The sequence below is a fragment of the Kribbella voronezhensis genome (genome assembly GCF_004365175.1).
Classification (GTDB): Bacteria; Actinomycetota; Actinomycetes; order Propionibacteriales; family Kribbellaceae; genus Kribbella; species Kribbella voronezhensis.
The window spans coordinates 4,769,526-4,792,397 of sequence record NZ_SOCE01000001.1; the positions used below are offsets into that span (position 1 = coordinate 4,769,526).

Sequence of the window (22,872 nt, forward strand, 5' to 3'; positions counted from 1 at the left end):
CCGATGAGGGAAGAGGTCCGCGAGTTCGTCATCGCGCAGCTGCAGGACATGAACTACGACGTCGAGGGCATCGACGACGACACCACCCTCGGCCCGGCCGGGGTTGATCTGGAGTCGCTCGCGCTGGCCGACCTGTCGATCCGGGTCGAGGACAAGTTCGGGGTGCGGTTCTCCGACGAGGAGTCCGAGCAGCTGGCCTTGATGACGGTGGGCGAGTTCACCACCGAGGTGGCCGGCCGGGTCGCCCAGCAGGTCTGATGAGCAACGCTTCCCCGCTGCCGTCCCCCGCCGAGCCCCTGGCCGTGCCCGGACGGGCCGAGGTGATCGACTGGCTGTCCGGCCTCGGTGAGCGATCCGGTGAGCTGGAACGGATCGACTCGATGGAGCTCGCCTGGCTCGTGCACCAGGTCGAGCAGCGTTACGGCGTCGAGCTCGGTGACGAGTACCTGGACCGGATCAAGACGATCGACGACGCCGTCGCCGTACTCGCCGAGGTGCTGTCGCCGGCGGCGACACCGGAGCCGGCGCTCGGTGGCGAGGCCGACCGGAGCAGTCATGGCTGACCTGTCCGCCGACAAGGTGTCGATCACCGGCATGTCGGTCTTCAGCGCGCTCGGCCGGGGGACCGAGGCGCAGTTGGCCGCGGCGTTGCCGGGGGCCGCCGCATTCGGTGAGGTGCGGCGGTTCGACACCTCGAATCGCCGGGTCACCCGGGCAGCGACGGCAGCGGATGCCCGCTCGCTGGAAGAGGAGATGCTCGACGCGGTCATCACTGCCTGCGCCGACGCCGGTCTGACTCCCGCCGAACGGGCGATGACTCCACTGTTCCTCGCGGTGCACGGCCGCGCCGGCGTACGGGCTCTGGCCACCAGGGCGGCGAAGATCTACACCAGTGCGTGCGTCTCGGCCAGTACTGCGGTCGCCGACGCGGCCGCGCTGATCCGGTACGGCTACGCGGAACGGATCGTCGTTGCCGCCGGCTACCTGGTCGAGCCGGACCAGTACGCGTTGTTCGACGCCGGCCGGGCGTTCACCGACGACAGCACGGTCCGGCCGTTCAGCCTGGACCGCAGGGGCCTGCTGCTGGGCGACGCTGTGGTAGCGGTCGTTCTGCAGAAGGGCGAGGGTCAGGCAGAGATCGCTGGCTGGGGGCGTGCCGGCGATGCGTATCACCCCTGCCAGCCGGCTCCTGACGGCCTTGGTCTGACGGCGGCGATCGAAGCCGCACTACGCAAGGCCGACCTGCCGGCCGACGTGGTCGGCTACATCAACGCGAATGCCACCGGCACCACTTTCAGCGACGCTTCGGAGGCGGCCGCCATCCGTGCTGTGTTCCCGACGGACGTACCGGTCAGCTCGACCAAGTCCGTGCACGGTCACGCGCTGGAGGCGTCCGGCCTGCTGGAACTGGTGATGACGGTGCTCGCGCTGCGGGCCGGGAAGCTTCCGGTCAACGCGGGGTTCACCACGGAGGATCCAGCGTGTCCGTTGGATCTGATCCTGGACGCGCCTCGGCCGGCGACCGCGCAGTACGGGCTTTCCTTGAATGCCGCCTTCGGTGGCGCCAACACGGCCTTGCTGGTGCGTGCTGGATGAACCACCTGGCCGAAATTCCTCAGCTCCGTGTGGTCACGGACAGTCACTGGCCGCAGCCGGGTGACGACGCGCTGGCAGGTCCGCCGTCACTGCCCGGCTTCATCGGGTCATCGTTCAGCCCGCTGGTGGCGATCGTCGCCGATCGGTGCCTGCAGTCGCTGTACGGCGAAGTGGCCGCGAAACAAGGCGAAAAGGTCGGCATCGTGCTGGTCACCCGGACCGGTGACCGGGCATCGGCCGAGCAGGTCCACCAAGCGGTTGCCGACGGCAAGCGAGTTGGCCCGCTCTATTTCTTCCAGTCGGTCCCGAACAGCGTGGCCGGTCATGTCGCGGCTCGCTGGGGACTGCACGGCCCGGTCGTGTGCCTCAGCCCGGCAGGTGACGCGCAACAGGCCGGGTTCGACCAGGCCGCGCTGCTGATCGCGGACGGCGATGCCGACCAGGTCCTGGTCGTGCTCGTGGAACAGGCAAGTCAGGGCGACACCGCCGTCGCCCTGCTGGTGAGTGGGGGAGAACCGTCATGAAAACACTGAGTCGCCGCGCAGCCCTGGCCGCCGACCCGGCCATCGGTGCCGGCAACGTGCTCGCCACGGTCATCGCCCACGGCGCCGACCTGGACGGACCGGGTCTCACGTTCGACACCGCCGTCGACCACTTTCCGGCCGAACATCCTTTGACCCTGGGCGAACTCGACGACCGGGTCCAGGCCCGTACTGCGTGGTTGCGGGCGCACGGAATCGGCCGGCGCGACGTGGTCGCTGTCTGGGCCACCGAGGCAGCCGACGTCGTGCTGAGCTTCCTCGCGCTCACCCGGGTCGGTGCGATCCCCGCGTTGCTGAACGGCAAGATGGCACCGGCCATCGCCGAGGAGTACATCCGCCGGCTCCGTGTCACCGGCGTACTGGCTGACGCGGCGCACCGGGATTTGTTGCACGAGGCACCGATCCTCGCGGAGCCGAAGGAACTGGGGACCGGGAATCCGGCCGATGCGCCGGAGCACTACCGGCATCACCAGGACGACCCGGTCGTGATCACGCACACGAGCGGCACCACCGGCGTACCGAAGGCTGTTCTGCACTCGCACAAGACGTTGTACGCCGCCCTCAAGCATCTGCTGACGATGCCGCAGGCGCAGGGGACCGGGCGGATTCTCAACGCGCTGCCGATCCCGCACACCGCCACGGTCCTGATGGTCAACCAGGTGCTCGGCAACCGGGCCGAGATGCTGTTGCTGTCGTCGCAGGACGCGCCGACCGTGCTGCGGCAGATCGAGCGCTGGAAGCCCGAAGGCGTGTACGGGTTCGCGGTCACCTGGGCGGGCCTTGCCCGGGAGGACCTGAGCAAGCACGACCTCGACTCGGTCCGGATGTGGTTCAACACCGGCGACTGCGCGCACGAGCCGCACATCCGCAAGCTGGTCGCGGTGGGCTCGCGGGAGACCGTCGGCCGCGAGGGCCGGGTGAAGGTCAAGGGGTCGCACTTCATCGACGGACTCGGCTCCAGCGAGATGGGCCACAACGGGTTCCACATCACGCACACGATCGACTCCGACCACTACGGCCGGTGCATCGGCAGGCCGTACCAGTTCGCCGAGGCCGCCGTACTCGATGCTGATGGCAACGAACTTCCGGCCGGCCAGGTCGGGCTGCTCGGGTTCCGGTCGCCGTCGGTGTCGCCGGGGTACTGGAACGACTCGGTCAACACCTACAAGTTCCGGCTGAACGGCTGGTTCCTGACCGGCGACCTCGCCTATGCCGACGACACCGGTCACTACTTCCACCTGGACCGGATCCCGGATGCCGTCGCCGGGTTCGACGGCCCGCAGCTGTTCACCTCGATGTCGGAGGAGCGCATCCTTGCGGCCCTGCCGGAGGTGCTCGACTGCACGGTCGTCATCGTGCAGGAGGACGGCAAGTTCCTGACCGACGTGCTGCTCGAACTCGTGCCGGAGGCCGACCCGGCTCTCGACCGGTCGGCTCAGATCCACCAGGCGGTCGGCGACGAGGTCGCGGCGACGATCCGGCGGATCAGCGCGATCGGTGAGGACGACGTACCGGTGACCGTCACCGGCAAGGTCCGGAAGGTCGCGCTGCGGCAGGAACGCCTGGCCGGGGTGACGTCATGACCGCCGTCACGATCACCGGGATGGGCCTTCTCACGCCTGTCGGACGCGGCGTGCCGGAGGTCTTCGACGCGCTGCTGCGCGGCCGGTCGGGGATCTCCCGGCCACCGGCCGACCACCCGGTCGCGAACTCGGTCGAGCTGGCGGGTTTCCTGCCGCCGTTCGATGCCGGCAAGATCGCCGGCGGGCCCGACGGCAAGGTGATGGACCGGACGGTCGTCCTCGCCCAACTCGCCGCCGAGGACGCGCTGGCCGACGCCGGCCTGGTGGTGGGTGAGAACGTCGACCCGGAACGGATCGGCATCATCGTCGGCGGTGTCGGCGGGATGGCGACCCTCGAGCAGCAGGTGGTCACCCGGGTCGAGCGGGGTCGCGCCTCGGTCAGTCCCTATCTGCTGACCGGCATCCTGCCGAACATGCCCGCGGCCCGCGTCGCGATCCGATTCGGACTGCGCGGCTACACGTCGTCAGTCGGTACGGCGTGTGCCTCGGGCGCCCAGGCGATCGCCGACGCGGTCCGGCTGATCCGTTGCGGCGAAGCGGATGTGGTGATCTGCGGCGCGAGTGAGGCGCCGTTGTTCCCGACCTTCGCGGAGACCTTCGGCAACGCCCGGGCACTGGCTCGTGGTTGGGACGATCCGACCGAGGCGAGCAGGCCGTTCGACCTGCGCAGGAACGGTTTCGTCCTGTCCGAGGGGGCCGGCCTGCTGGTCCTGGAGAGCGCCGAGCACGCCATCGCCCGAGGTGCGCCGGGTTATGCGGACGTGGCCGGGTACGGCGTCAACGCCGACGCGCATCACCCGACAGCACCACGTCCGGACGGGACCGGTGCCGCCGCTTGCATGCGACGTGCTTTCGCCAGCGGGGGCGTGGTACCGGAGCAGGTCGGTTATGTGAACGCGCACGGGACGAGCACGAAGCTCGGTGATGTCGCCGAGACGGTCGCGATCGGCCTTGCGTTCAACGGAGCCGTCCCGGCCGTGAGCTCGACGAAGGCGCTGACCGGTCACATGCTCGGCAGCTCCGGAGTGGTCGAGGCCGCCGCGAGCGCGCTCGCCGTCAACACCGGCTTGCTGCCACCGACGTACAACCTCGACGACCCCGACCCGGCCTGCGGACTGGACCACGTCCGCAAGGAGCCGCGGGAGGTGCGGCTGGAGTACGCGCTGTCCAACTCGTTCGGGTTCGGCGGCCAGAACGTGAGCTTGCTGTTCGGACCGGCGAGCACGCCGGTTCGCAGGGAATCAATGGAGGGGAAGACGGTGAGGTCGCAGTGATGGAGATCTACGGGATCGACCACGTGGAGATGTACGTGGGCGACGCGAGGCAGGCGGCGTTCTACCTCGCCCACGCCTTCGGACTGCAGGTGCACGGCCAAGGAGGACCGGAGACGGGACTGGCCGACCAGCGGTCGCTGCTGCTGCGGGAGAGCGCTGTGCAGATCGTGCTGACCTCGGGGCTGGCTGCCACCCACCCGGCTGCCGAGTACGTGCAGCGACACGGTGACGGTGTCGCCGTGGTGGCGATGGAGGTCGACAACGCGGCCGTGGCCTACACGGAACTGCTGGCCCGCGGCGCTTCGTCCGTGTCGGAGCCGGCGACCTACACCGACGGCCAGGAGACCACGGTGGTGATCGCGGAGGTCGCGGGCTTCGGCGACGTGATCCACCGGCTGGTGGAGCGGCACGGCCCGCGGCGGGAGTTCCTGCCCGGCGCCTTCCACATCAGCGAGCCGACCACCGGCCCGGACGAGAAGCTGTTCAGCGAGATCGACCACCTGGCCATCTGCGTGCCGGCCGGCCAGCTGAAGCCGACCACCGAGTTCTACGAGAAGGTCTTCGGGTTCCTGCCGATCTTCGAGGAGTACATCGAGGTGGCCGGGCAGGGGATGGAGTCGACCGTCGTCCAGAGCCCGTCGACGCACGTCACCTTCACGTTGATCGAGCCGGACGAGACGCGCCGGCCGGGGCAGATCAACGACTTCCTCACCTGGCACGCGGGCGCCGGCGTACAGCACATCGCCTTGCGGACCAGCGACATCGTCGAGGCCGTCGGCACACTGGCCGGCCGCGGCGTCAACTTCCTGGCGTCCCCGGCCACGTACTACGAAGCGCTGCCGGGCCGCGTCGGCGAGGTCGAGACCCCGCTGGAAGACCTGCAGGAGCTGGGGATCCTGGTCGACAAGGACCACTGGGGCCAGCTGCTGCAGATCTTCACCGAGTCCATGCACGTCCGCCGGACGCTGTTCCTCGAGATCATCGAGCGGCGCGGCGCGATGACGTTCGGCAGCGGCAACATCAAGGCCCTGTACGAGGCGAAGGAGCGCGAGCTCGCGGGGGTGGAGGCGTGAGTCTGCGTGAATTCACCCTCTCCGCAGAGGAGATCGAGCTGCTGCCGTCCGACGAGGATGTCGCCTTCTACGGCGAGCACGGGTGGTACCTGTCCAAGAAGCTGCTCACCGACGACGAGACCGACGAGTTGGTGAACGCCAGCGAGCGGTACTACGCCGGCGAGCGGGACCGGACGCTCCCGGCCGCACCGCCGAAGCTCGCGTACTGGGACCCGTCCAAGGGCGATGTCCAGCGGCACAACGACTACGTGCACTACGAGCACGACGGGCTGGCGAAGATCCTGCGCAAGCCACTCATCGGGGCGGTGGCCGCGCGGCTGGCGCAGGTCGACGAGATCCGGGTCTTCCAGTCGACGCTGATCTACAAGCCGCCGGTCGCCGGTGAACCGTCGAACATCGTGCCCTGGCACTTCGACAAGCACTACTGGTCGTCCTCGTCGTCGGAGCGGATGCTGACCGCGTTCATCCCGTTCCACGACTGCCCGCCCGAGATGGGCACGATCACGATGGTCGACGGCAGCCACCGGTGGAAGGAGATCGGCGCCAACGACACCGTCGTCCGGCACTTCGCCGAGCGGGACCGGACCGAGCTGGAGCAGATGCTCGCCGAGAACGCCGCCTACAACGGCGTCGACGTGGTCAAGGTTCCGATCACGATCCCGCGCGGGCACATCAACTTCCACCACTGCCGGACGTACCACGGCAGCGGCGCCAACGTCAGCGACCGGCCGCGCCGCGCGATCTCGCTGCACCTGCAGGACGGCGCGAACTCCTACCGGGAGTTCCCGCTGTCCGACGGATCCCTGGCGACGTACAACCACGACGCCGTGGTCCGCCGGACCACCGACGGGCGGCCCGACTACGCCGACCCGGACTTCTGCCCGACGCTCTGGGCCCAGCGCTAAAAGGAGACAGCCAATGTCACGTTACGACTGGGGTCAGACCCACCCGGGCATCGAACAACTGGAGAAGGCGGTCGGCGCGGCCCGCGACAAGGTCGTCCAGCACCCGCTCTACGCGAACCTGGACACGCACGAGTCGCTGGTCACCTTCATGGAGCACCACGTCTTCGCGGTGTGGGACTTCATGTCGCTGCTCAAGTCACTGCAGCGCGAGCTCACCTGCGTCACGGTGCCGTGGATCCCGACCGAGCACACCAGCAGCCGGCGGCTGATCAACGACATCGTGATGGTCGAGGAGAGCGACGAACTCGCCACCGCCGACGGCAGGCCGGGCTTCATCAGCCACTTCGAGTTGTACGTGAACGGCATGCACGAGGCCGGTGCCGACTCGACCGCGATCGAGAAGCTGATCGACCTGCTGCGTCACGGCGGTTCGGTGGTCGAGTCGCTGCACGAGGCCGGCGTACCGAAGGCTTCGATCGACTTCGCGGCCACCACCTGGGACATCATCGAGAACCACCCGGTGCACTGCCAGGCCGCGGCGTTCGCGTTCGGCCGCGAGGACCTGATCCCGGACATGTTCACCCAGGTGGTCGCGGTGAACGAGCGGTCGAAGAAGCTGAACACCTTCGTCGACTACCTGGAACGCCACATCGAGGTGGACGGCGAGTTCCACACCCCGATGGCGATGCAGATGGTCGCCGACCTGTGCGGTGACGACCAGGCCAAGTGGGACGCCTGCGCGGACACGATCAACACCGCACTGGCCGCCCGCGCCCGGCTCTGGGACTCGATCCTTGTCGCGATCAAGGGCTGACTGATGACGTCCGTCGACCTCTACCGGACCGTGCGGTTGATCCGCCGCTTCGAGGAACGCGCGATCGAGTTCGTCCGGTCCGGGGAGATCGTCGGCGGCATCCACCCCTACATCGGGGAGGAGGCCGTCGCGGCCGGCGTCTGCGCGGCGCTCCGGCCGGACGACCTGATCACCTCGACGCATCGCGGGCACGGGCATGTGCTGGCCAAGGGCGTGAACCCGGCCCGGATGTTCGCCGAGTTGATGGGCCGCGAGTCCGGGCTGAACAAAGGCCGCGGCGGCTCGATGCACGCGGCCGACTTCGGGCTGGGCATCCTCGGCGCCAATGCGATCGTCGGGGCGGCCGGTTCGATCGCGACCGGTGCCGCCTGGGCGCACCGGCGCCGGGGACGCGACGTCGTCGCGGTCAGCTTCTTCGGCGACGGCGCGATGAACGAGGGGATGTTGCTGGAGGCATTCAACCTGGCCGCGCTCTGGCACGTCCCGGTGCTGTTCGTCTGCGAGAACAACGGCTACGCCACCACGATGCCGGTGGCGGGTGCGGTGGCGGGAAGCATCACCGGCCGGGCCAGGGCGTTCGGGATCCCGGCCTTCACGATCGACGGCCAGGACCCGGAGAAGGTGCTGGCGGCAACGACTGCCGCGGTCCAGCGGGCCCGGGCCGGCAAGGGACCGACGTTCCTCGAATGCCTGACGCACCGGCTCGACGCACACCACACGTTCGAGCACCGGGCGCGGCTCAGCTACCGCTCGGCCGAAGAACTCTCCGCTGGGTGGTCGCGGGACCCAGTGGAGATCCAGGGCGCTCGACTCGCTGCCGAAGATCGGGCAGCAGTCGATGCCGAGGTCGAGGCCCTGCTCGACGCGGCGGCCGGGATCGCTTTGGGCAGTGCCCATCCCGACCCGGCTGCCGCTCTTGAGTACCTCTACGCCAGTCCCGAGGTGATGCGCTGATGCCCAAACTGTCCTATTTGAAGGCGCTGAACCGCGCGCTCGGGGACGAGATGGCGGCCGACTCCGATGTCTTCGTGCTCGGCGAAGACATCAGGGTGGCCGCCTCGAACCTGACCGCCGGGCTGTTCGACCGGTTCGGGCCCGAGCGGGTGCTGGACACCCCGCTGTCGGAGCAGGCCTTCACCAACTTCGCCACCGGAGCGGCGCTGGCCGGGATGCGGCCGGTGATCGAGTTCCAGATCCCGTCGCTGCTGTTCCTGGTGTTCGAGCAGATCGCGAACCAGGCACACAAGTTCTCGTTGATGACCGGCGGCCAGTGCAAGGTGCCGGTCACGTACGTCGTCCCGGGGTCGGGCTCGCGGACCGGGTGGGCCGGGCAGCATTCGGACCACCCGTACAGCCTGTTCGCTCATGTCGGGGTGAAGACGGTGGTGCCGGCGACTCCGGCGGATGCCTACGGGTTGCTGTTGTCGGCGATCCGCGACGACGACCCGGTGGTGGTGTTCGCTCCCTCGGGGGCCCTGGGTGTCCGCGAAGATGTCGACTTCTCGACTCTGGCGCCGGTGCCGCTCGGCGTCGGCCGGATCGCGCGCAGTGGCAGCGATGTGACGGTTGTTGCCCTCGGCCACCTGGTGCAGGACGCCTTGGCGGTGGCCGACGAGCTTGCTGGTGAGGGCGTCTCGGTCGAGGTCTTCGATCCGCGCACGGTGTATCCGCTCGACGTCGAGGGCCTGGCCGCTTCGGTGGCGAGGACTCGCCGGCTGGTGGTGATCGACGACTCGAACCGGACCAGCGGGTTCGGCGCCGAAGTACTGGCGGTCGCGGCCGAACGGTTCGACCTCGCGGCGCCACCACGCCGGGTCACCCGGCCGGACGGCGCGGTCCTGCCGTTCGCGCTCGCCCTGGACCGAGCGGTCCAGCCTGGACGGGATCAGCTGCTCGCAGCGGTCCGCGGCGTACTGACTAGTGGGGGACATCGATGACGGAACGACCAGCCGTGCGCGAACTGTGGCCGGAGCTCCCGGAGCACGTGCGCGAACGGTTCCTTGCCTACGGCCACAAGTACTGGTCCCAGGTGTACGAGGACGTGGCGCTGCAGAACCAGGACTGGATCCCGCTGCGCTCACCGGTCGCCACCCACGCGGCGTACGCGGAGATGAACCGGGTGACCGAGGCGGTCTCCCGGCTCGTGCTCGAAGCATGCCGGCGCCGGGCCCGTACGGCGGGAGAGTTGCGCCGCGTACTCGGCGTACCGGAAGGCCGGATCCAGTTGCTCGACGAGAGCGAGCCGCTGACCGGGCGGCTGATCAACGCGATCCGGTCCGACCTGCTGCTCGAACGGGGCGTACCGCGGATGGTCGAGTGCAACGTGGAGAGCGCGCTCGGCGGGGTGCTCGACGCCGACGGCGTGATCAAGCGGTGGATGGATGTGTACGTCGACGAGCCGCTGTTCACCGGAATGGGTGCGGCCGCGCCTCCGTCCGCCGTGGACGCCCGGTTCGACGCGATCCGGGCCGACGTGGGGCCGGGGAAGACCACGGCGATGCTGTTCACCGCCGGTGGCGGCTATCCCGGGGCGGATCGGCCCAACTACATGATCAACCGGCTGATGCCGTTCGCGGACCGTGGTCGCGAGCTGGGGGTCGACCTGATCGTCTACCCGGTCGAGTGGGTGGAGCTGGACGACCAGAACCGGCTCAAGGCGGGCGATCGGGTTCTGGATGCCGTCTGGCGGATGTTCGTCCCGCCGTTCGTCAACGACAGTCCCGGGATGGAGGCGGTCCGGACCGCGAACGCGGCCGGCACCTTCCAGATGTACCTGCCGACGGCGGTCTGGCTGCTCAGCAACAAGACGATCTTCGCCTGGCTCTGGGAGGACCTGGACCAGCTGACCGAGGAGGACGCCGAGGTGGTCCGGGCGACCATCCCGCGGACGTGGGTCTACGGTCCCGAGCTGCGGCAGCGCACGATCGACGAGCGGGAACGGCTGGTCTTCAAGCCGACCGACGACTACGGCGGCCACGGTGTCTTCATCGGTCCGCTCACCTCGCCGGAGGACTGGCAGACCGCGCTGGACACGGCGGACGGGCCGCACATCATCCAGGAGCTGATCGAGGCCGATCCGCTGACCATGCAGTTCCTCGAGCCCGAGACCGGCGACGTCGTCGAGGCCGAGGTCTCGTACTGCGTGTCGACCTATCTGTTCGACCGCATCCCGGCCGGTGTCTTCAGCCGGTTCTCGCCGCCTGGTGCCGGTGGCGTGGTGAACCTGACCCAGGGCGCGCTCACCGGCGGCCTACTGCTCGTGAACGACTTGGAGGCCTGAGATGACGACCCCCGACCTGACTTTCGACTGGCTGCAGACACCCTTCGACCACTGGGAGCAGTTGCCACAGGCAACAAAGGATGAGGTGCTGGCGGCCGGCGCGGAGGACTGGAGCAAGGTCTTCGCCGGCGTACTGACCTTCAACAAGTCCTGGCGACCGCTTCGCCCGGTGCTGATCGAGCAGGCCAAGTACGACGAGTTGGCGCGGGTGATGGACCGGCTGCTCCAGCTGATCCTGGAGACCGCGATGCGGCGGGCGACGACGGCTGGTCAGCTGCGCAAGCTGCTCGGTACGCCGGACGGCCTGATCGAGTACCTGGACGACGAGGAGGTGCTCGACGAGCACCTGATCCAGTCCGGCCGCCCCGACGTCCTGGTCTGCGACGGCGTACCGAAGTTCGTCGAGTTCAACATCGGCAGCGAGGTCGGGTGCGTGTGGGACACGGAGAAGGTGTCCACCCGGTTCCTGGAGATGTTCACCAGCCGCGGGCTGGAGCGTTCGGTGCCGGTGCAGGCACCACCGTCGCCGATCGACGGCCGGTACCGCGCGATGATGAAGTACCTGGACCTGAAGCCGGGGGACCGGCTCACGATGGTGATGCGGACCGACGGCGAGTACCCGGGCAACGACGACATCCCCGCGCTGGTGCGGATGCTCGATCCGTTCGTCGAGCGCGGTCAGGCGCTCGGCATCGACATGGACTGCGTGCCGATCCAGTGGCTCTCGATGGATTCCGAGGGCCGGCTCAACCACGACGGGCGGCCGGTGGAGTCGGTCTTCCGGCTCTACGTCTGCACCGACATGCCGCAGAACCCTGGCCAGGCTGCGCTCAAGGCCGCGGTGAAGGCCGGTACGTCGAAGATCTTCACCTCGTCGGCCGGCTGGCTGCTGGCGAACAAGCTGCTGCTGACGTGGCTGTGGAGCGACCTCGACCAGCTCGCCGCGGAAGATCAGGAGCTGGTACGCCGGCACGTCCCGTGGAGCCGCATGCTGACGGCCGACCTGGTCGACGACGCCCTTGCCAGGCAGGCCGAACTGGTGCTCAAGCCTGCCGACGAGTACGGCGGCTCGGGGGTCCTGGTGGGCCACGAGACCGACCCGGACGAATGGCGAGCAGGCCTCGCCGAAGGCGTTCGGCGTGGCGACTTCCTGCTCCAGGACTACGTCCGGCCGGATCGCCTGACGATGGACTTCACCAACCTGGAGACCGGTGAGCAGCTGCGGACCGACGTGCCGTACTCGGTCGGGCCGTACACGTTCGGACGGCAGTCCTTCGGGTGCTTCCTCCGCGTCGGGTCGCACGAGCACGGCGAAGTACTGAATCTGAAGCGGGCCGTCCATGTCACTGGGCCGCTGCTGGTGTCGCCGCGATGACAGCGTTCGACTGGGCCGACCGGCCCGGTTTCGATGCCTGGGGCAACTTGGCGGACGGCCTGCGAGCCGACATCCTGGCGGCCGGTGGGACGGGGTGGCAGGACGTCTTCCACGAGATCGCCACCTACAACGAGACCTGGCGCCCATTGCGGCCGGTTCTGATGGACAAGGCGTGGCTGGAAGAGCTTTACGCGCTGAGCGACCGGATGCTGCAATTGCTGTTCGACTGCTGCCGCCGCCGGGCCAGTACGGCGGGGGAGCTGCGGAAACTGCTCGGGATCCCGGATGGCCGGGTCGAGTTCCTCGACGACTCCGAGCCGCTCGGCGAGCACCTGCTGATGTCGGGCCGCCCGGACATCCTGCTCACCGACGGCGTACCGAAGTTCGTGGAGTTCAACGTCGGCAGCGATGTCGGCAGCGTCTGGGACTCCGAGAAGGTCTCGGCCCGCTTCCTCGATCTCTTCCGTACGACGGGGTTGGCGGACCGGCTTCCGGTGGAGGCGCCGCTGTCGGCGGTCGACCGGCGTTACGCCGCGATCCGCGAGACGCTCGGGTTGCCCGCCGGCGCCCGGCTGACGATGGTGTTCCGGACGGATGGCGAGTATCCGGAGTCGCACGATCCGGAGAAGCTGGTCGAGTTGCTGCAGCCGTTCGTCGTACGGGGGCGTGAGAACGGCTACGACATGGACGTGCAGCCGGTCGACTGGCTGACGCTGGGGTCCGATGACCAGTTGATCGGCCGGGGGCGCCGGGTCGAGGCGATCCTTCGGCTGTTCGTGTGTTCGGAGATGTCGCCGACCGTCGGCTTGCGGGCGATCAAGGACGCCTTGCAGGCCGGGACGGCGTCGTTGTTCACCTCTGCCGCGTCGTGGTTGATCAGCAACAAGTTGGTGTTCGCGTGGTTGTGGGAGGACGCGGCTGAGCTTCCTCCTGAGGATGCTGCCTTGGTTCGTGCGCACCTGCCGCGGACGCGGATGCTGACCTCCGCGCTGGTGCCGTCCGTCCTGGCTGAGCGGGAGCAGTTGGTGCTCAAGCCCGCGGACGAGTTCGGTGGCTCGGGAGTTGTGGTCGGGCGGGAGGCGTCGCCGGAAGAGTGGACGGCGTTGGTTTCGGAGGGCGTCACTGAAGGGCTGCACCTGGTGCAGGACTACACGCGTCCGGACCGGATGACGATGGACTTCGTGCACCTGGAGTCCGGGGTGCACGAGGAGGCCCAGGTCCCGTTCTCGATCGGGCCGTACACCTTCGGCCGGCAGGGAGCCGGTTGCTACGTCCGAATCGGGAGCCAGGGCGAAGGTGAGGTCCTGAACCTCAAGCGCAACGTGCACGTCACCGGCTCGCTGCTGCTCGGTGACGCGTGATGTCAGCGGTACTCCAGTACCCGTGGCCCGACCGCCGGTTGGTGGATCGCGCTTCTGGTGAGGCCGGCGGCGGTCGCGAGTTCGTCGTACTCGGCCAGTGTGCGCTCCCGGCCGTGGCCGAGGACGAGCATCAGCAGGTCCATCGAGGCGAAGGCGATCGGCGAGGTCTCGGCGGACTCGACCACCAGCACGCAGCCACCCGGCTTGAGGGCCCGGGCGGCCTGGCGCAGCGCATCGGTGGCGGCCTCGTCCTCGAAAGAATGCAGCAGATAGCGGAACACGAAGACGTCCGCGCTGGGCAACTCGAGCTCGAACAGATCACCGGCCAGTACGTCGGTGCGCTCGGTCAGCTGCTTCGCTCGGAAGCGTTCCAGAGCAGCGGGTGCACTGACGGGCAGGTCGACCAGGGTGCCGCGCAGGTGCGGGAGTGCTTCGAGCAGGCCGACCAGTTGGGCACCCGTGCCGCCGCCGACGTCGACGACATGCCCGTACGCCGACCAGTCGAGCGCGGCCGCGAGCAGCGGCGCCTCCTGGACGGCGCGGATCTCCATCAACTCGTCGTACGACCCGGCTGCCTTGGGATCGAGGCTGGTCTTGTTGCCGGCGGCAACCGGCCCGCCGGCTTTCACGGTGCCGAGCAGCTCGAAGAAGGCACGGTCCATGTGGCCGCCGAAGCCGTCCAGGTCCAGCCAGCGGCGCAGGCCGCCGGGTGCGTCGTCGAGCAGCCACTTTCCGGACTCGCCGAGCTCGTATCCGGTGGCGGTGCCGCTGAAGATGCCGCGGGCAACCAGGTAGCGCATCAGCCGGCTGAGGGCCTGCTCGTCGGCTCCGGCCTTGTCGGCCAGGGCGCTCAGCTCGATCGGGCCGGCGGCGAGCAGATCGGCCAGTCGCAGGGTGGCGGCCGCCCGGAGCGCCATCGGCGGGATCAGATCGGCCATCGCGGCCAGCTCGGCGGGACCCAGTGGGTCGGTCATCCTGACTCTCCTGTCGATTGCGCTACGGGGGTCTGCTCGGGCTTCTGTGCGGCGCCGCGCAGGTGTCTGGCCAGCGGGATCACGGTGGCGGCCAGCAGCACCAGTGCGGAGACGAGGATGGTGGCCTGCAGCCCGATCCCGGCGACGGCCGCGCCGGTCAGTGCGCTGCCCAGCGGGATGCCGGCGACCGCGACCGCACCGACGACGCCGAAGACCCGGGTCTGGAGCTCGACCGGGATCCGCTCGTACAGCACCGCGCCGACGACGGGATTCACGCCGGCCATTCCGAGGCCCGCGAAGAATGTCACCACCAGGACCACGGTGAGGTTGCCGGTGAGGCCGAGGACGAGAATCTTCGGCGCCCCGCCGATCGCCGCTCCGACGAAGAACGACAGCATTTGCGGAATCTTTGTCGCAAAGATCGTGAAAAGCAGGTTGCCGGCCAGCGAACCGGCCGCGAAAACTCCCATGATCCAGCCGAGTCCGGTCGCCGAGCCGAATTCCTCGCGAACCCACAGCGGCAGCAGCACGACGCCGTTCGCGTATTGGAAGAAATTAACCATGAACAGCATTCCGAGCATACCGAGCAGAATGCGGTCGGAGCGCAGGAACGCGAACCCGCCGGTCAGGGCTCGCCAGTACGGCTCCTTGGCCGGTGTGGCGGTTTCGGGCTCAGCTGCGGGGTTGACCAGCAGGCCGACCAGGAGCGCCGCGACGGCGTACGTGCCGGCGTCGAGCCAGATCGTGTGGTGGGGCCCGATGGTTGCGACCAGGACGCCGGCCAGTGGGCCGCCGATCAGCCCCGAGGTGCGGTTCATCGCCTCATATGCGCTGGTCACGCGCAACATCGGGATGCCGGACTCGGCTGTGGTGGGACGCAGCAGCACGTGCTTCGTGCGGTCGCTGACGCCGCGCAGACCGCCTGAGACGCCGATCAGCAGGCAGAGTTGGACGAAGCCGAGTTGGCCGATCGCGGCCACCAGGCCCATCGCCACCGCGGAGCCCAGGTCGCAGCAGACCGACGTACGGCGCATGCCGAAACGGTCCGCGATCGGTGCCGCGAGCACGCTCGTCAGCAGGTACGGAATCATTTCCGACGCGGCCACCAGGCCCATCTTCGCGGCACTGCCCGTGCTGATCAGGACAAGCCACGGAATTGCCACCAGAGAAAACCGGCTGCCGAATGTCGAGAACACATCGGCGGTGAGTAGTGCGTAAAGACCGAGTCGTTTGCCCCGGACCTTCTCCGGCATGGTCACCCCCTGCTGCGTCGAGACCGCCCCCGAGGCACACAGTACGACATGGAAAAGGTTCAGGTAAGTGCTCCGGTGGGGGATTCAGCGGAGATTTGGAGAATGCCGAGGCTGCATTTTGCCGCGCCCGGAAACGGGTGCACTCAGGGGAGGAAGACATGACGGAGATCACTGGGGACGCGGAGCGGATCGTGGCGGCGCTGGCGGCCGGTGGCGGGCAACTGGACCCGTACCCGCTGTACGCCGAGCTGCACGAGCTGGGGCAGGCGAGCGCGTTGACCTCCGGCAAGCTGCCGTACGCCGCGGCCGCCTACGGGTACCGGGCGGTCGACCAGATCATGCGGGACGCGACCTTCGAGGTGCACGACGCGCTCCGGCTGGAGCCGATGAGCCCGACCTGGCGCGAGCACCCGGTCCTGGTCACGTTGATGAACTCGATGATGTTCAGCAACGGCGACCGGCACGGCCGGATGCGCGCGCTGTTCCGCAAGGTGTTCACGCCGCGCCGGGTGCAGGAGATGGAACCCGACGTGATCGCGATCGCCGCCGAGCTGCTGGACCGGATCGAGCTGCTGGGTGCGGGGGGCGCCGAGGTCGACTACATGGCCGAGTTCGCCTATCTGCTGCCCGCGCGGGTGGTCGGCCGGCTGCTCGGGCTGCCGGACGACGACATCAGCTGGTTCCGCGCGCAGGTGGACGTGATCAACGACTGGCTGGACTTCCGCCGCAAAGGGCCCGAGGTGCTCGCCGCTGCCGATCAGGCGGCCGCCGACATCACGACGTACTACCTGGATCTGATCGCGCAGCGCCGGGCGAAGCCTGAGGGAGACCTGATCAGCGACCTGACCCGGGCGGTTGCCGACGGCACCCATCAGGTGACCGATCTGGAGCTGGTCGGCAACCTGCTGGTGCTCTTCAACGCCAGCTTCAGCACCACGATCCACCTGTTCGGCAACGCGCTACCGCTGTTGCTGGGTAGTTCTGACGGGCGGGCGCAGCTGTTGAAGGACCCGGCGGCGTACGTCGAGGAGGTGCTGCGGTACGACACCCCGGCGCATGTGTTCATCCGGCTGGCGAGTCGGGACACCGAGTTCCTCGGCGTACCGCTGAAGGAGGGGCAGCTGGTCGCAGTACTGACGGGGGCGGCCAACCGGGATCCGCGGCGGTTCGCCGAGCCGGACCGGTTCGATCCGGACCGGCCGGACAACCAGCCGATCAGCTTCGGTGCCGGCGCGCACTACTGCCTGGGAGCCGCACTCGCCCGGACCGAGGCGCAACTGGCCCTGCCGATGGTCGTCGAGCGGTTCCCGCAGTTGGCACTCGGCAGCGAGCCGGTCCGCACCGACCAGTTCATCCTGCGCGGCTACAAGTCGCTGCCGGTCACCGTCTCGTCGCTGGTTACGGCCGGGGGTAGTGCTGATGCATCAGGGTGATGTCCTTCAGTTCCGCGTCGCGCGGCATGTCCAGCACGTTGCGGATGGTCCGGGCCATCGTCTCGGGCTGCACCCACTCGTCCGGCTGGTACTCCTTGCCCTCCTGCGCGTGCACCTTCGCCTGCAGCGGCGTGGCGACGCGGCTGGCGAAGATGCTGCTCACCCGGACCCCCTTGTCGAACTCCTCCAGCCGGAGCGTCTCGGCGAACGCCTTGAGGCCGTACTTGCTCATCGTGTAGCCGATCCAGCCCGGCCACGGGTAGAGGCCGACGAGCGAGTTGACCAGTACGACGGTGCCGCGGCCTGCCCGGAGCGCAGGCAGGGCGAGCCGGGTCAGCTCGGATGGGCCGACCAGGTTCACCTCGAGATGCTCGCGGATGATCGCCGGGTCGCTGTCCTCGAACGGGCGGCCCTCGCAGATGCCGGCCGCATGCACGACTCCGGCGAGACGGTCGGGGAAGGTGAGCGTGCCGGCCAGGGTGTCGGCGTGGCCGATGTCCCCGGTCAGCACCTGGCTGCCGGGCAGTTCCACGGCCAGCTTGTCGAGCGCTTCGCGGTTGCGCCCGAACAGCACCAGGGCGCGGCCATCGGCGTACAGCAGCCGGGCCAGTGTGCTGCCGATGCAGCCCGAGGCGCCGGAGATCAGGATCGCGTCGTTGTCAGCCATGGCCGGACTGTAGACGAAGTCGGGCATTTTCGGCAGTGTTCGGAAATCACCATCAGGGGATCACCGTGAGCGAGGAGCAGCCAGTGTCGAGTGCGCCCAACCCAAATGTCATCTACCCATTCTCCGATCGTCGGCGCACTGTTTTCCTGAAACCCCTGATTACGGTTCCCTATGTCCAAATCGGGGAATTCACCTATTACGACGACCCGGATGACGCGGCCGGTTTCGAGCGCAACAATGTGCTTTATCCGTTCGGCCCGGAGAAGCTGATCATCGGCAAGTACTGCCCGATCGCGGCCAAGGCGACCTTCCTGCTCTCCTCCGCCAACCACCCGCTGGTCGGCGTGACGGCGTACCCGTTCTTCATCTTCGGCGGCGAGTGGGCCGAGCGGACCCTCGAGCCTGCCCTGGGCGCCCCACGCAAGGGCGACACGGTGGTCGGCAACGACGTCTGGATCGGGTACGGCGTCACCGTGATGCCCGGCGTGACGATCGGCGACGGCGCGATCATCGCCACGGGAGCCGTGGTGACCACCGACGTCCCGCCGTACTGCGTCGTCGGCGGCAACCCGGCGCGCGTCATCAAGCAGCGGTACCCCGAGGAAGACGTCGCTCGCCTCCTCCGAGCCGCCTGGTGGGACTGGCCGGTAGAGCTCGTCACCGAACACGCCCACACCATCTTCACCGGCACCCCGCGGGAGGTCGAGGAGATCGCGCTCAAGGCGGGGTTGGTGGAGGAGGAGTAGGGGCGTGTAGCCCACGCCACCACCCCGCCCATGCGGGGTGCCTGGGCGGCGATCGTGCTGTGACGCACGAGCCGAGATGCCGCTGAGCTGCACACCTGGAAGACAGGCCTGCGAGCTCGCACCAGAGCGCGCAGTAGCTACCGGGTGGCTCGCCTTGGCGACTCCCGCACCTTGGCCACCGCGGCGATGCGCCGGTCCGAACCCGCCTTCCCTCACCCGCACATGACGGCGAGCCCGAGCCAGGCACCCACCAAGCGGGCGACGGAGGAACCCGCGCCTAGGGGTGGGAGCCAGCCGCCGGAGGACGCGACGCAGGAGCGCCCGTGGGCTACACCCGCTGCAAGTGCTCACCCAGGCGGCGGACGGTGACGGCTGCGGCTACCGCGTCGCTGCGGGCGTTGCCGTGGCGGCCGTCGGCGCTGTACAGGCCTGGGTCGGTGGAGAGCGGGTGGTCGGTGAGGTGGACGTGGATGGTGTTCAGGCGGGCGGCCATCGACTGGGTGCGCTCGGCCAGCACGCTCATGCGGGTGCGGAGGCCGGGGCGGAGCCAGTCGACGACGGCGGGGGAGTAGCCGACGTTGAACATGCCGAGGGTGATGACGTCGGCGCCGGCCGACTGCAACGCGGCGACCATTGCGGTCAGCTCGGCGTCGACGGCGTCCGGGTTGTAGCGGGCGCTGAAGGCGTCGTTCCCGCCACCGACGACCAGGGCCAGATCCGGCTCGAAGGCGAGCGCTGGTTCCAGCTGTTGAGCGCGGATCTCGTGCGCCCGCAGCCCGCTCACACCCAGGTTCAAGTACTCCAGCGACGGCCCGGCTGACCGCAGCTCAAAAGCCAGCCGATCAGCCCACTGCAGGTCGCTGTAGCCGGGCACTGGCTCGCACAGCCCTTCGGCGACGCTGTCACCCAGTACTACGAATCGCCGCCACGGGTGACCGGTCAGCAGCTTCAAAGACTCGCCCTCGGCGAGGCAGTACTCGTCGGTGGCCTCGGTGGTCATGCCGCCTCCTCAGGCGTCGGCGCCTTGTAGTGCGCGAGCTCAACAGGTCGCCGCCACAGCCGGTACACGGGTACGAGCGTCACCAGCAGCAGGATCACCCCAGACGCCACCACAGCCGGCCGCAGCCCGACCACAGCGACTCCCCACCCAGCGAGCACCCCACCGATCGGGATGCCGATGAAGGCGATCGCCCCCGTCACCCCGAACACCCTGGTCTGCAGCGCAGCCGGCACCCGCTCGTACAGCGTCACGCCCATCACCGGGTTCACCGCTGCGTTCGCGACGCCACAACAGAAGCTCACGGTGACCACCAGCCACAGGTGATGCGACAGCCCGAGCGTGAACAGCCGGGGCGCTCCACCGACCGCAGCGCCGATCACGAACGACCCGTACTGCGGCAGGCGCGGCCCCAACACGGTGAAGATCACGTTGCCGAGCAGTGCACCAGCAGCGAACCCGCCGAAGAGCAGTCCGAGCGCTGCGGGCGACTTGAGCACCTGCTCGACCCAGAGCGGCACGAAGACCGCAGTACTGGCCTGGTTGAACACGTTGAGGAAGAAGATCATCACGATCATGCCGAGCAGCAACTGGTCCTTGCGGATGTATGCGAAGCCACCGCGCAGCGCCCGGAAGTAGGGCTCACGCTCGGGCACCGGCTCGCCGGAGGCAGCCGGTGGGAGCCGGACCAGCGAGCCGATCAGCGCGGCGCAGACCAGGAACGAGATCGCGTCCACGGTGATCGCTTTGTTCGGCCCGATCCAGCTGATCAGCAGACCACCGAGCGGCGCCCCGATCAGCGTGGCGGTCCGGGTGAACCCCTCGTACGAGGAGGTGACCCGGATCATCTTCACCCCGGCCGCGTCGGCCATCGGCTTGAGCATCACGTGCTTGACCCGGTCGCCGAGGCCGCGCAGCGCGCCCGCGACGGCGACCAGCAGGCACAACCCGATGAACGACGACCCGGGCGACAGCACGATCACGGCCATCGCGACCGCGCTGCCGAGGTCGGTGACGATCGACGTACGGCGTAACCCGAACCGGTCGGCCAGGGGAGCGGCGAGCACACCCGATACGACGTACGGGAGCATCTCCGCGCCGGCGACGAGGCCCATCTTCGCCGGGCTGCCGGTGGTGGTCAGCACCAGCCAGGGGATCGCCACCATCGACACGCGGTCGCCCAGGACAGACAGCACGTCCGCCGTGAACAGCGCTATCAACCCCGTCCTGCGACTCATGACCAGCTCGCGAAGGTGCTCGTGGTGCGGCTCATGACTGGGAGGCGTAGCTGGCTCGCAGGGCGACCTTGTCGACCTTGTGCGCGGACGTGAGCGGCAGCTCGTCCAGGAACTCGACAGTGCGCGGAGCCCACATCTCGTTGAACTCGTCGCGCACCAGCTTGCGCAGCTCCTGGTCGGTGACGACTGCACCCGGGTAGCGCACGACGTACGCGTGCGGCACCTCACCGAACGCCTCGTCCGGTACGCCGATCACAGCAGCGGCCTGCACTCCGGGCACGGACTGCAGCAGGTCCTCGATAGGCCTGCAGTACACGTTCCAGTTGCTCGCGCCCGTGACGATCGTGTCCTGCACCCGGTCCACGACGTACAGGTAGCCGTCCGCGTCCAGGTAGCCCAGGTCGCCCGTGCGGACCCAGCCGTCGACGATCGCGCGCTCCGTGAGGTCCGGACGCCCCCAGTAGCCGACGAAGCGCAGCTTGCTGGTCGCGTAGATCTCCCCGGTCTCGCCCGGCTTCAGGACGTGCCCGTCGGCGTCGCGGATCTCCACCCGGACGTCCCCGTACGGCGCTCCCGAGGACCGCAGCCGCTCGGGGTGCTCCGGGTCTTCGGTGAGCCCTGGCTGGGCAGTGACCACGATGACTTCGCTCAGCCCGTAGACGATCCGCAGTACCGGTCCGAACCGCTCGATGGCCTGCCGTAGCCGCGACGGCGCCGCAGGGCCGGCGCCGACGTTGAGCATGAACAGGCTGCTCACGTCGGTCGTCGGCAGGTCCGGGTGGTCCAGTAGTTGGTAGAGCAGGGGCGGTGACACGTACGTCGAGTTGATCCGCTCGCGCTCGATCGTCGCCAGCGCGCGGCCCGCGTCCCACTGGTCCTCGAGGAACAGCACGCCGCCCATGAACAGGTTGAAGAAGCTGGTGATCTGGCCGCTCGCGAACGCCATCGGCGAGTGCGACAGGTGCCGCAGTACCGGCAGGCCGGCGGCCAGGTAGTCGGCGGCCAGGGTCAGGATCTGCTCGTAGAACGCCTGCCGGTGGTGCACCAGCTTCGGCTCGCCGGTGGTGCCGCTCGTCTGCAGGCAGGTGGCCGGCTCGTAGTCGCCAGACTCCGGCTGGAACGGCTCGGCAGCTCTCGCCGCGAGCAGGTCCGGCCCGAGCCCGCCGGGCCCGAGGCAGTGAACCGGTACGCCGAGTTGGACGGCCAGCCGCTCGCCGAGCACCGCCTTGGTGGTGGCGTCGTAGACGAAGACATCCGCCTCGGACAGCCGGGCGAACGCCTCGATCTCGCGCCGGCCGGCGATCGGCGCGATCCACATCGTCCGCGCGCCGACCAGGTGCAGCGCGAGTTGCAGGGCCGGGAGCTCGATCGTGTTGCCCGCGAGCACCAGCACACCGGTCCCGGCTCCGACTCCGCGCTTCTGGAGGACAGCGGCCAGATCGAGCACCTGCTGCCGCAACTCGGCGAAGCTGAGCCTTCGGCCACCGGCAACGATCGCGTCGGCATCGCCGTACTGCGCGAACAGCCGCAACGCGGCCACGACATAGGAACCGGACTTTTCCAGGCTTTTGTCCAGCACGATATCGACCGACATCACACCCCACCCTCCTCGATCCGGCCCGAGCGTACGTCGAGAATTCCGCGGCCACCAGTTCTCGGTGAATTCAAGCGAGTAATTCAAAGCTCCCGTTGACGTGTCAGGGATCCGGAACTAGGTTTCCGTCACCGCCATACGCGCAGGGCAATTCTCGCCCGTCGCGC

22 protein-coding genes are annotated in these 22,872 nt (G+C 68.6%); 16 read left to right on the forward strand and 6 right to left on the reverse strand.

The window, feature by feature from the left end; all coding sequences use genetic code 11:
* Nucleotides 1–3: 3 nt before the first annotated feature.
* Genes EV138_RS22360 through EV138_RS22425 form a run of 14 tightly spaced genes read left to right on the forward strand, consistent with a single transcriptional unit; the run spans nt 4 to nt 13,803 of the window.
* Entirely contained in the window at nt 4–258 is a 255-nt protein-coding gene (locus EV138_RS22360) for an acyl carrier protein (protein WP_112243095.1), read from the forward strand.
* Complete coding sequence (locus EV138_RS22365; RefSeq protein WP_133980749.1) at nt 258–563, forward strand: acyl carrier protein; 306 nt, start codon at nt 258–260, stop codon at nt 561–563. The genes EV138_RS22360 and EV138_RS22365 overlap by 1 nt, the downstream gene beginning before the upstream one ends.
* Nucleotides 556–1,596 (forward strand): beta-ketoacyl synthase N-terminal-like domain-containing protein, encoded by a 1,041-nt coding sequence (locus EV138_RS22370; RefSeq protein ID WP_133980750.1) that lies wholly within the window; start codon nt 556–558, stop codon nt 1,594–1,596. Before EV138_RS22365 ends, EV138_RS22370 begins: the two co-directional genes overlap by 8 nt.
* Complete coding sequence (locus tag EV138_RS22375; RefSeq protein WP_133980751.1) at nt 1,593–2,120, forward strand: beta-ketoacyl synthase chain length factor; 528 nt, start codon at nt 1,593–1,595, stop codon at nt 2,118–2,120. Before EV138_RS22370 ends, EV138_RS22375 begins: the two co-directional genes overlap by 4 nt.
* A complete protein-coding gene (locus tag EV138_RS22380) occupies nt 2,117–3,721 on the forward strand; it encodes a class I adenylate-forming enzyme family protein (RefSeq protein ID WP_133980752.1) in 1,605 nt (534 codons plus the stop codon). The genes EV138_RS22375 and EV138_RS22380 overlap by 4 nt, the downstream gene beginning before the upstream one ends.
* A complete protein-coding gene (locus EV138_RS22385; protein WP_133980753.1) occupies nt 3,718–4,995 on the forward strand; it encodes a beta-ketoacyl-[acyl-carrier-protein] synthase family protein in 1,278 nt (425 codons plus the stop codon). Before EV138_RS22380 ends, EV138_RS22385 begins: the two co-directional genes overlap by 4 nt.
* A complete protein-coding gene (hppD, locus tag EV138_RS22390; protein ID WP_133980754.1) occupies nt 4,995–6,068 on the forward strand; it encodes a 4-hydroxyphenylpyruvate dioxygenase in 1,074 nt (357 codons plus the stop codon). The genes EV138_RS22385 and hppD overlap by 1 nt, the downstream gene beginning before the upstream one ends.
* On the forward strand, nt 6,065–6,973 hold the full coding sequence (locus tag EV138_RS22395) for a phytanoyl-CoA dioxygenase family protein (protein ID WP_133980755.1): 909 nt from the start codon (nt 6,065–6,067) through the stop codon (nt 6,971–6,973). The genes hppD and EV138_RS22395 overlap by 4 nt, the downstream gene beginning before the upstream one ends.
* Nucleotides 6,974–6,986: 13 nt before the next feature.
* Nucleotides 6,987–7,787, forward strand: a complete 801-nt coding sequence (locus tag EV138_RS22400; RefSeq protein ID WP_133980756.1) for a DUF3050 domain-containing protein — start codon at nt 6,987–6,989, stop codon at nt 7,785–7,787.
* Between the two features lie 3 nt (nt 7,788–7,790).
* Nucleotides 7,791–8,741, forward strand: a complete 951-nt coding sequence (locus EV138_RS22405) for a thiamine pyrophosphate-dependent dehydrogenase E1 component subunit alpha (protein WP_133980757.1) — start codon at nt 7,791–7,793, stop codon at nt 8,739–8,741.
* A complete protein-coding gene (locus tag EV138_RS22410; RefSeq protein ID WP_133980758.1) occupies nt 8,741–9,724 on the forward strand; it encodes an alpha-ketoacid dehydrogenase subunit beta in 984 nt (327 codons plus the stop codon). Before EV138_RS22405 ends, EV138_RS22410 begins: the two co-directional genes overlap by 1 nt.
* Complete coding sequence (locus EV138_RS22415) at nt 9,721–11,067, forward strand: ATP-grasp domain-containing protein (RefSeq protein WP_133980759.1); 1,347 nt, start codon at nt 9,721–9,723, stop codon at nt 11,065–11,067. Before EV138_RS22410 ends, EV138_RS22415 begins: the two co-directional genes overlap by 4 nt.
* A 1-nt stretch (nt 11,068) precedes the next feature.
* Nucleotides 11,069–12,442: an ATP-grasp domain-containing protein gene (locus EV138_RS22420; protein WP_133980760.1), complete on the forward strand. Its 1,374-nt coding sequence runs from the start codon at nt 11,069–11,071 to the stop codon at nt 12,440–12,442.
* Entirely contained in the window at nt 12,439–13,803 is a 1,365-nt protein-coding gene (locus EV138_RS22425) for a hypothetical protein (RefSeq protein ID WP_133980761.1), read from the forward strand. Before EV138_RS22420 ends, EV138_RS22425 begins: the two co-directional genes overlap by 4 nt.
* Nucleotides 13,804–13,805: 2 nt before the next feature.
* Here EV138_RS22425 and EV138_RS22430 read toward each other — a convergent pair whose 3' ends face one another.
* Entirely contained in the window at nt 13,806–14,777 is a 972-nt protein-coding gene (locus EV138_RS22430; protein WP_133980762.1) for a methyltransferase, read from the reverse strand.
* On the reverse strand, nt 14,774–16,030 hold the full coding sequence (locus tag EV138_RS22435; RefSeq protein ID WP_133980763.1) for an MFS transporter: 1,257 nt from the start codon (nt 16,028–16,030) through the stop codon (nt 14,774–14,776). Before EV138_RS22435 ends, EV138_RS22430 begins: the two co-directional genes overlap by 4 nt.
* Nucleotides 16,031–16,188: 158 nt before the next feature.
* On the opposite strand from EV138_RS22435, the gene EV138_RS22440 reads away from it, so the two are divergent.
* Nucleotides 16,189–17,463, forward strand: a complete 1,275-nt coding sequence (locus EV138_RS22440; RefSeq protein ID WP_133980764.1) for a cytochrome P450 — start codon at nt 16,189–16,191, stop codon at nt 17,461–17,463.
* Here EV138_RS22440 and EV138_RS22445 read toward each other — a convergent pair.
* Complete coding sequence (locus EV138_RS22445; protein WP_166678656.1) at nt 17,429–18,130, reverse strand: SDR family NAD(P)-dependent oxidoreductase; 702 nt, start codon at nt 18,128–18,130, stop codon at nt 17,429–17,431. The two genes, EV138_RS22440 and EV138_RS22445, sit on opposite strands and share 35 nt — an antisense overlap.
* 239 nt (nt 18,131–18,369) lie before the next feature.
* Between EV138_RS22445 and EV138_RS38500 the strand changes: the two genes are divergently transcribed.
* Nucleotides 18,370–18,876: a CatB-related O-acetyltransferase gene (locus EV138_RS38500; protein WP_305000175.1), complete on the forward strand. Its 507-nt coding sequence runs from the start codon at nt 18,370–18,372 to the stop codon at nt 18,874–18,876.
* 328 nt (nt 18,877–19,204) lie between these two features.
* Here the strand turns inward: EV138_RS38500 and EV138_RS22455 are convergent, their stop codons facing one another.
* Genes EV138_RS22455 through EV138_RS22465 form a run of 3 tightly spaced genes read right to left on the reverse strand, consistent with a single transcriptional unit; the run spans nt 19,205 to nt 22,705 of the window.
* Nucleotides 19,205–19,876, reverse strand: a complete 672-nt coding sequence (locus tag EV138_RS22455) for an SGNH/GDSL hydrolase family protein (protein ID WP_133980766.1) — start codon at nt 19,874–19,876, stop codon at nt 19,205–19,207.
* Nucleotides 19,873–21,111: an MFS transporter gene (locus EV138_RS22460; RefSeq protein ID WP_133980767.1), complete on the reverse strand. Its 1,239-nt coding sequence runs from the start codon at nt 21,109–21,111 to the stop codon at nt 19,873–19,875. The genes EV138_RS22455 and EV138_RS22460 overlap by 4 nt, the downstream gene beginning before the upstream one ends.
* A 31-nt stretch (nt 21,112–21,142) precedes the next feature.
* Entirely contained in the window at nt 21,143–22,705 is a 1,563-nt protein-coding gene (locus EV138_RS22465; RefSeq protein WP_133980768.1) for a class I adenylate-forming enzyme family protein, read from the reverse strand.
* Between the last annotated feature and the right edge of the window lie 167 nt (nt 22,706–22,872).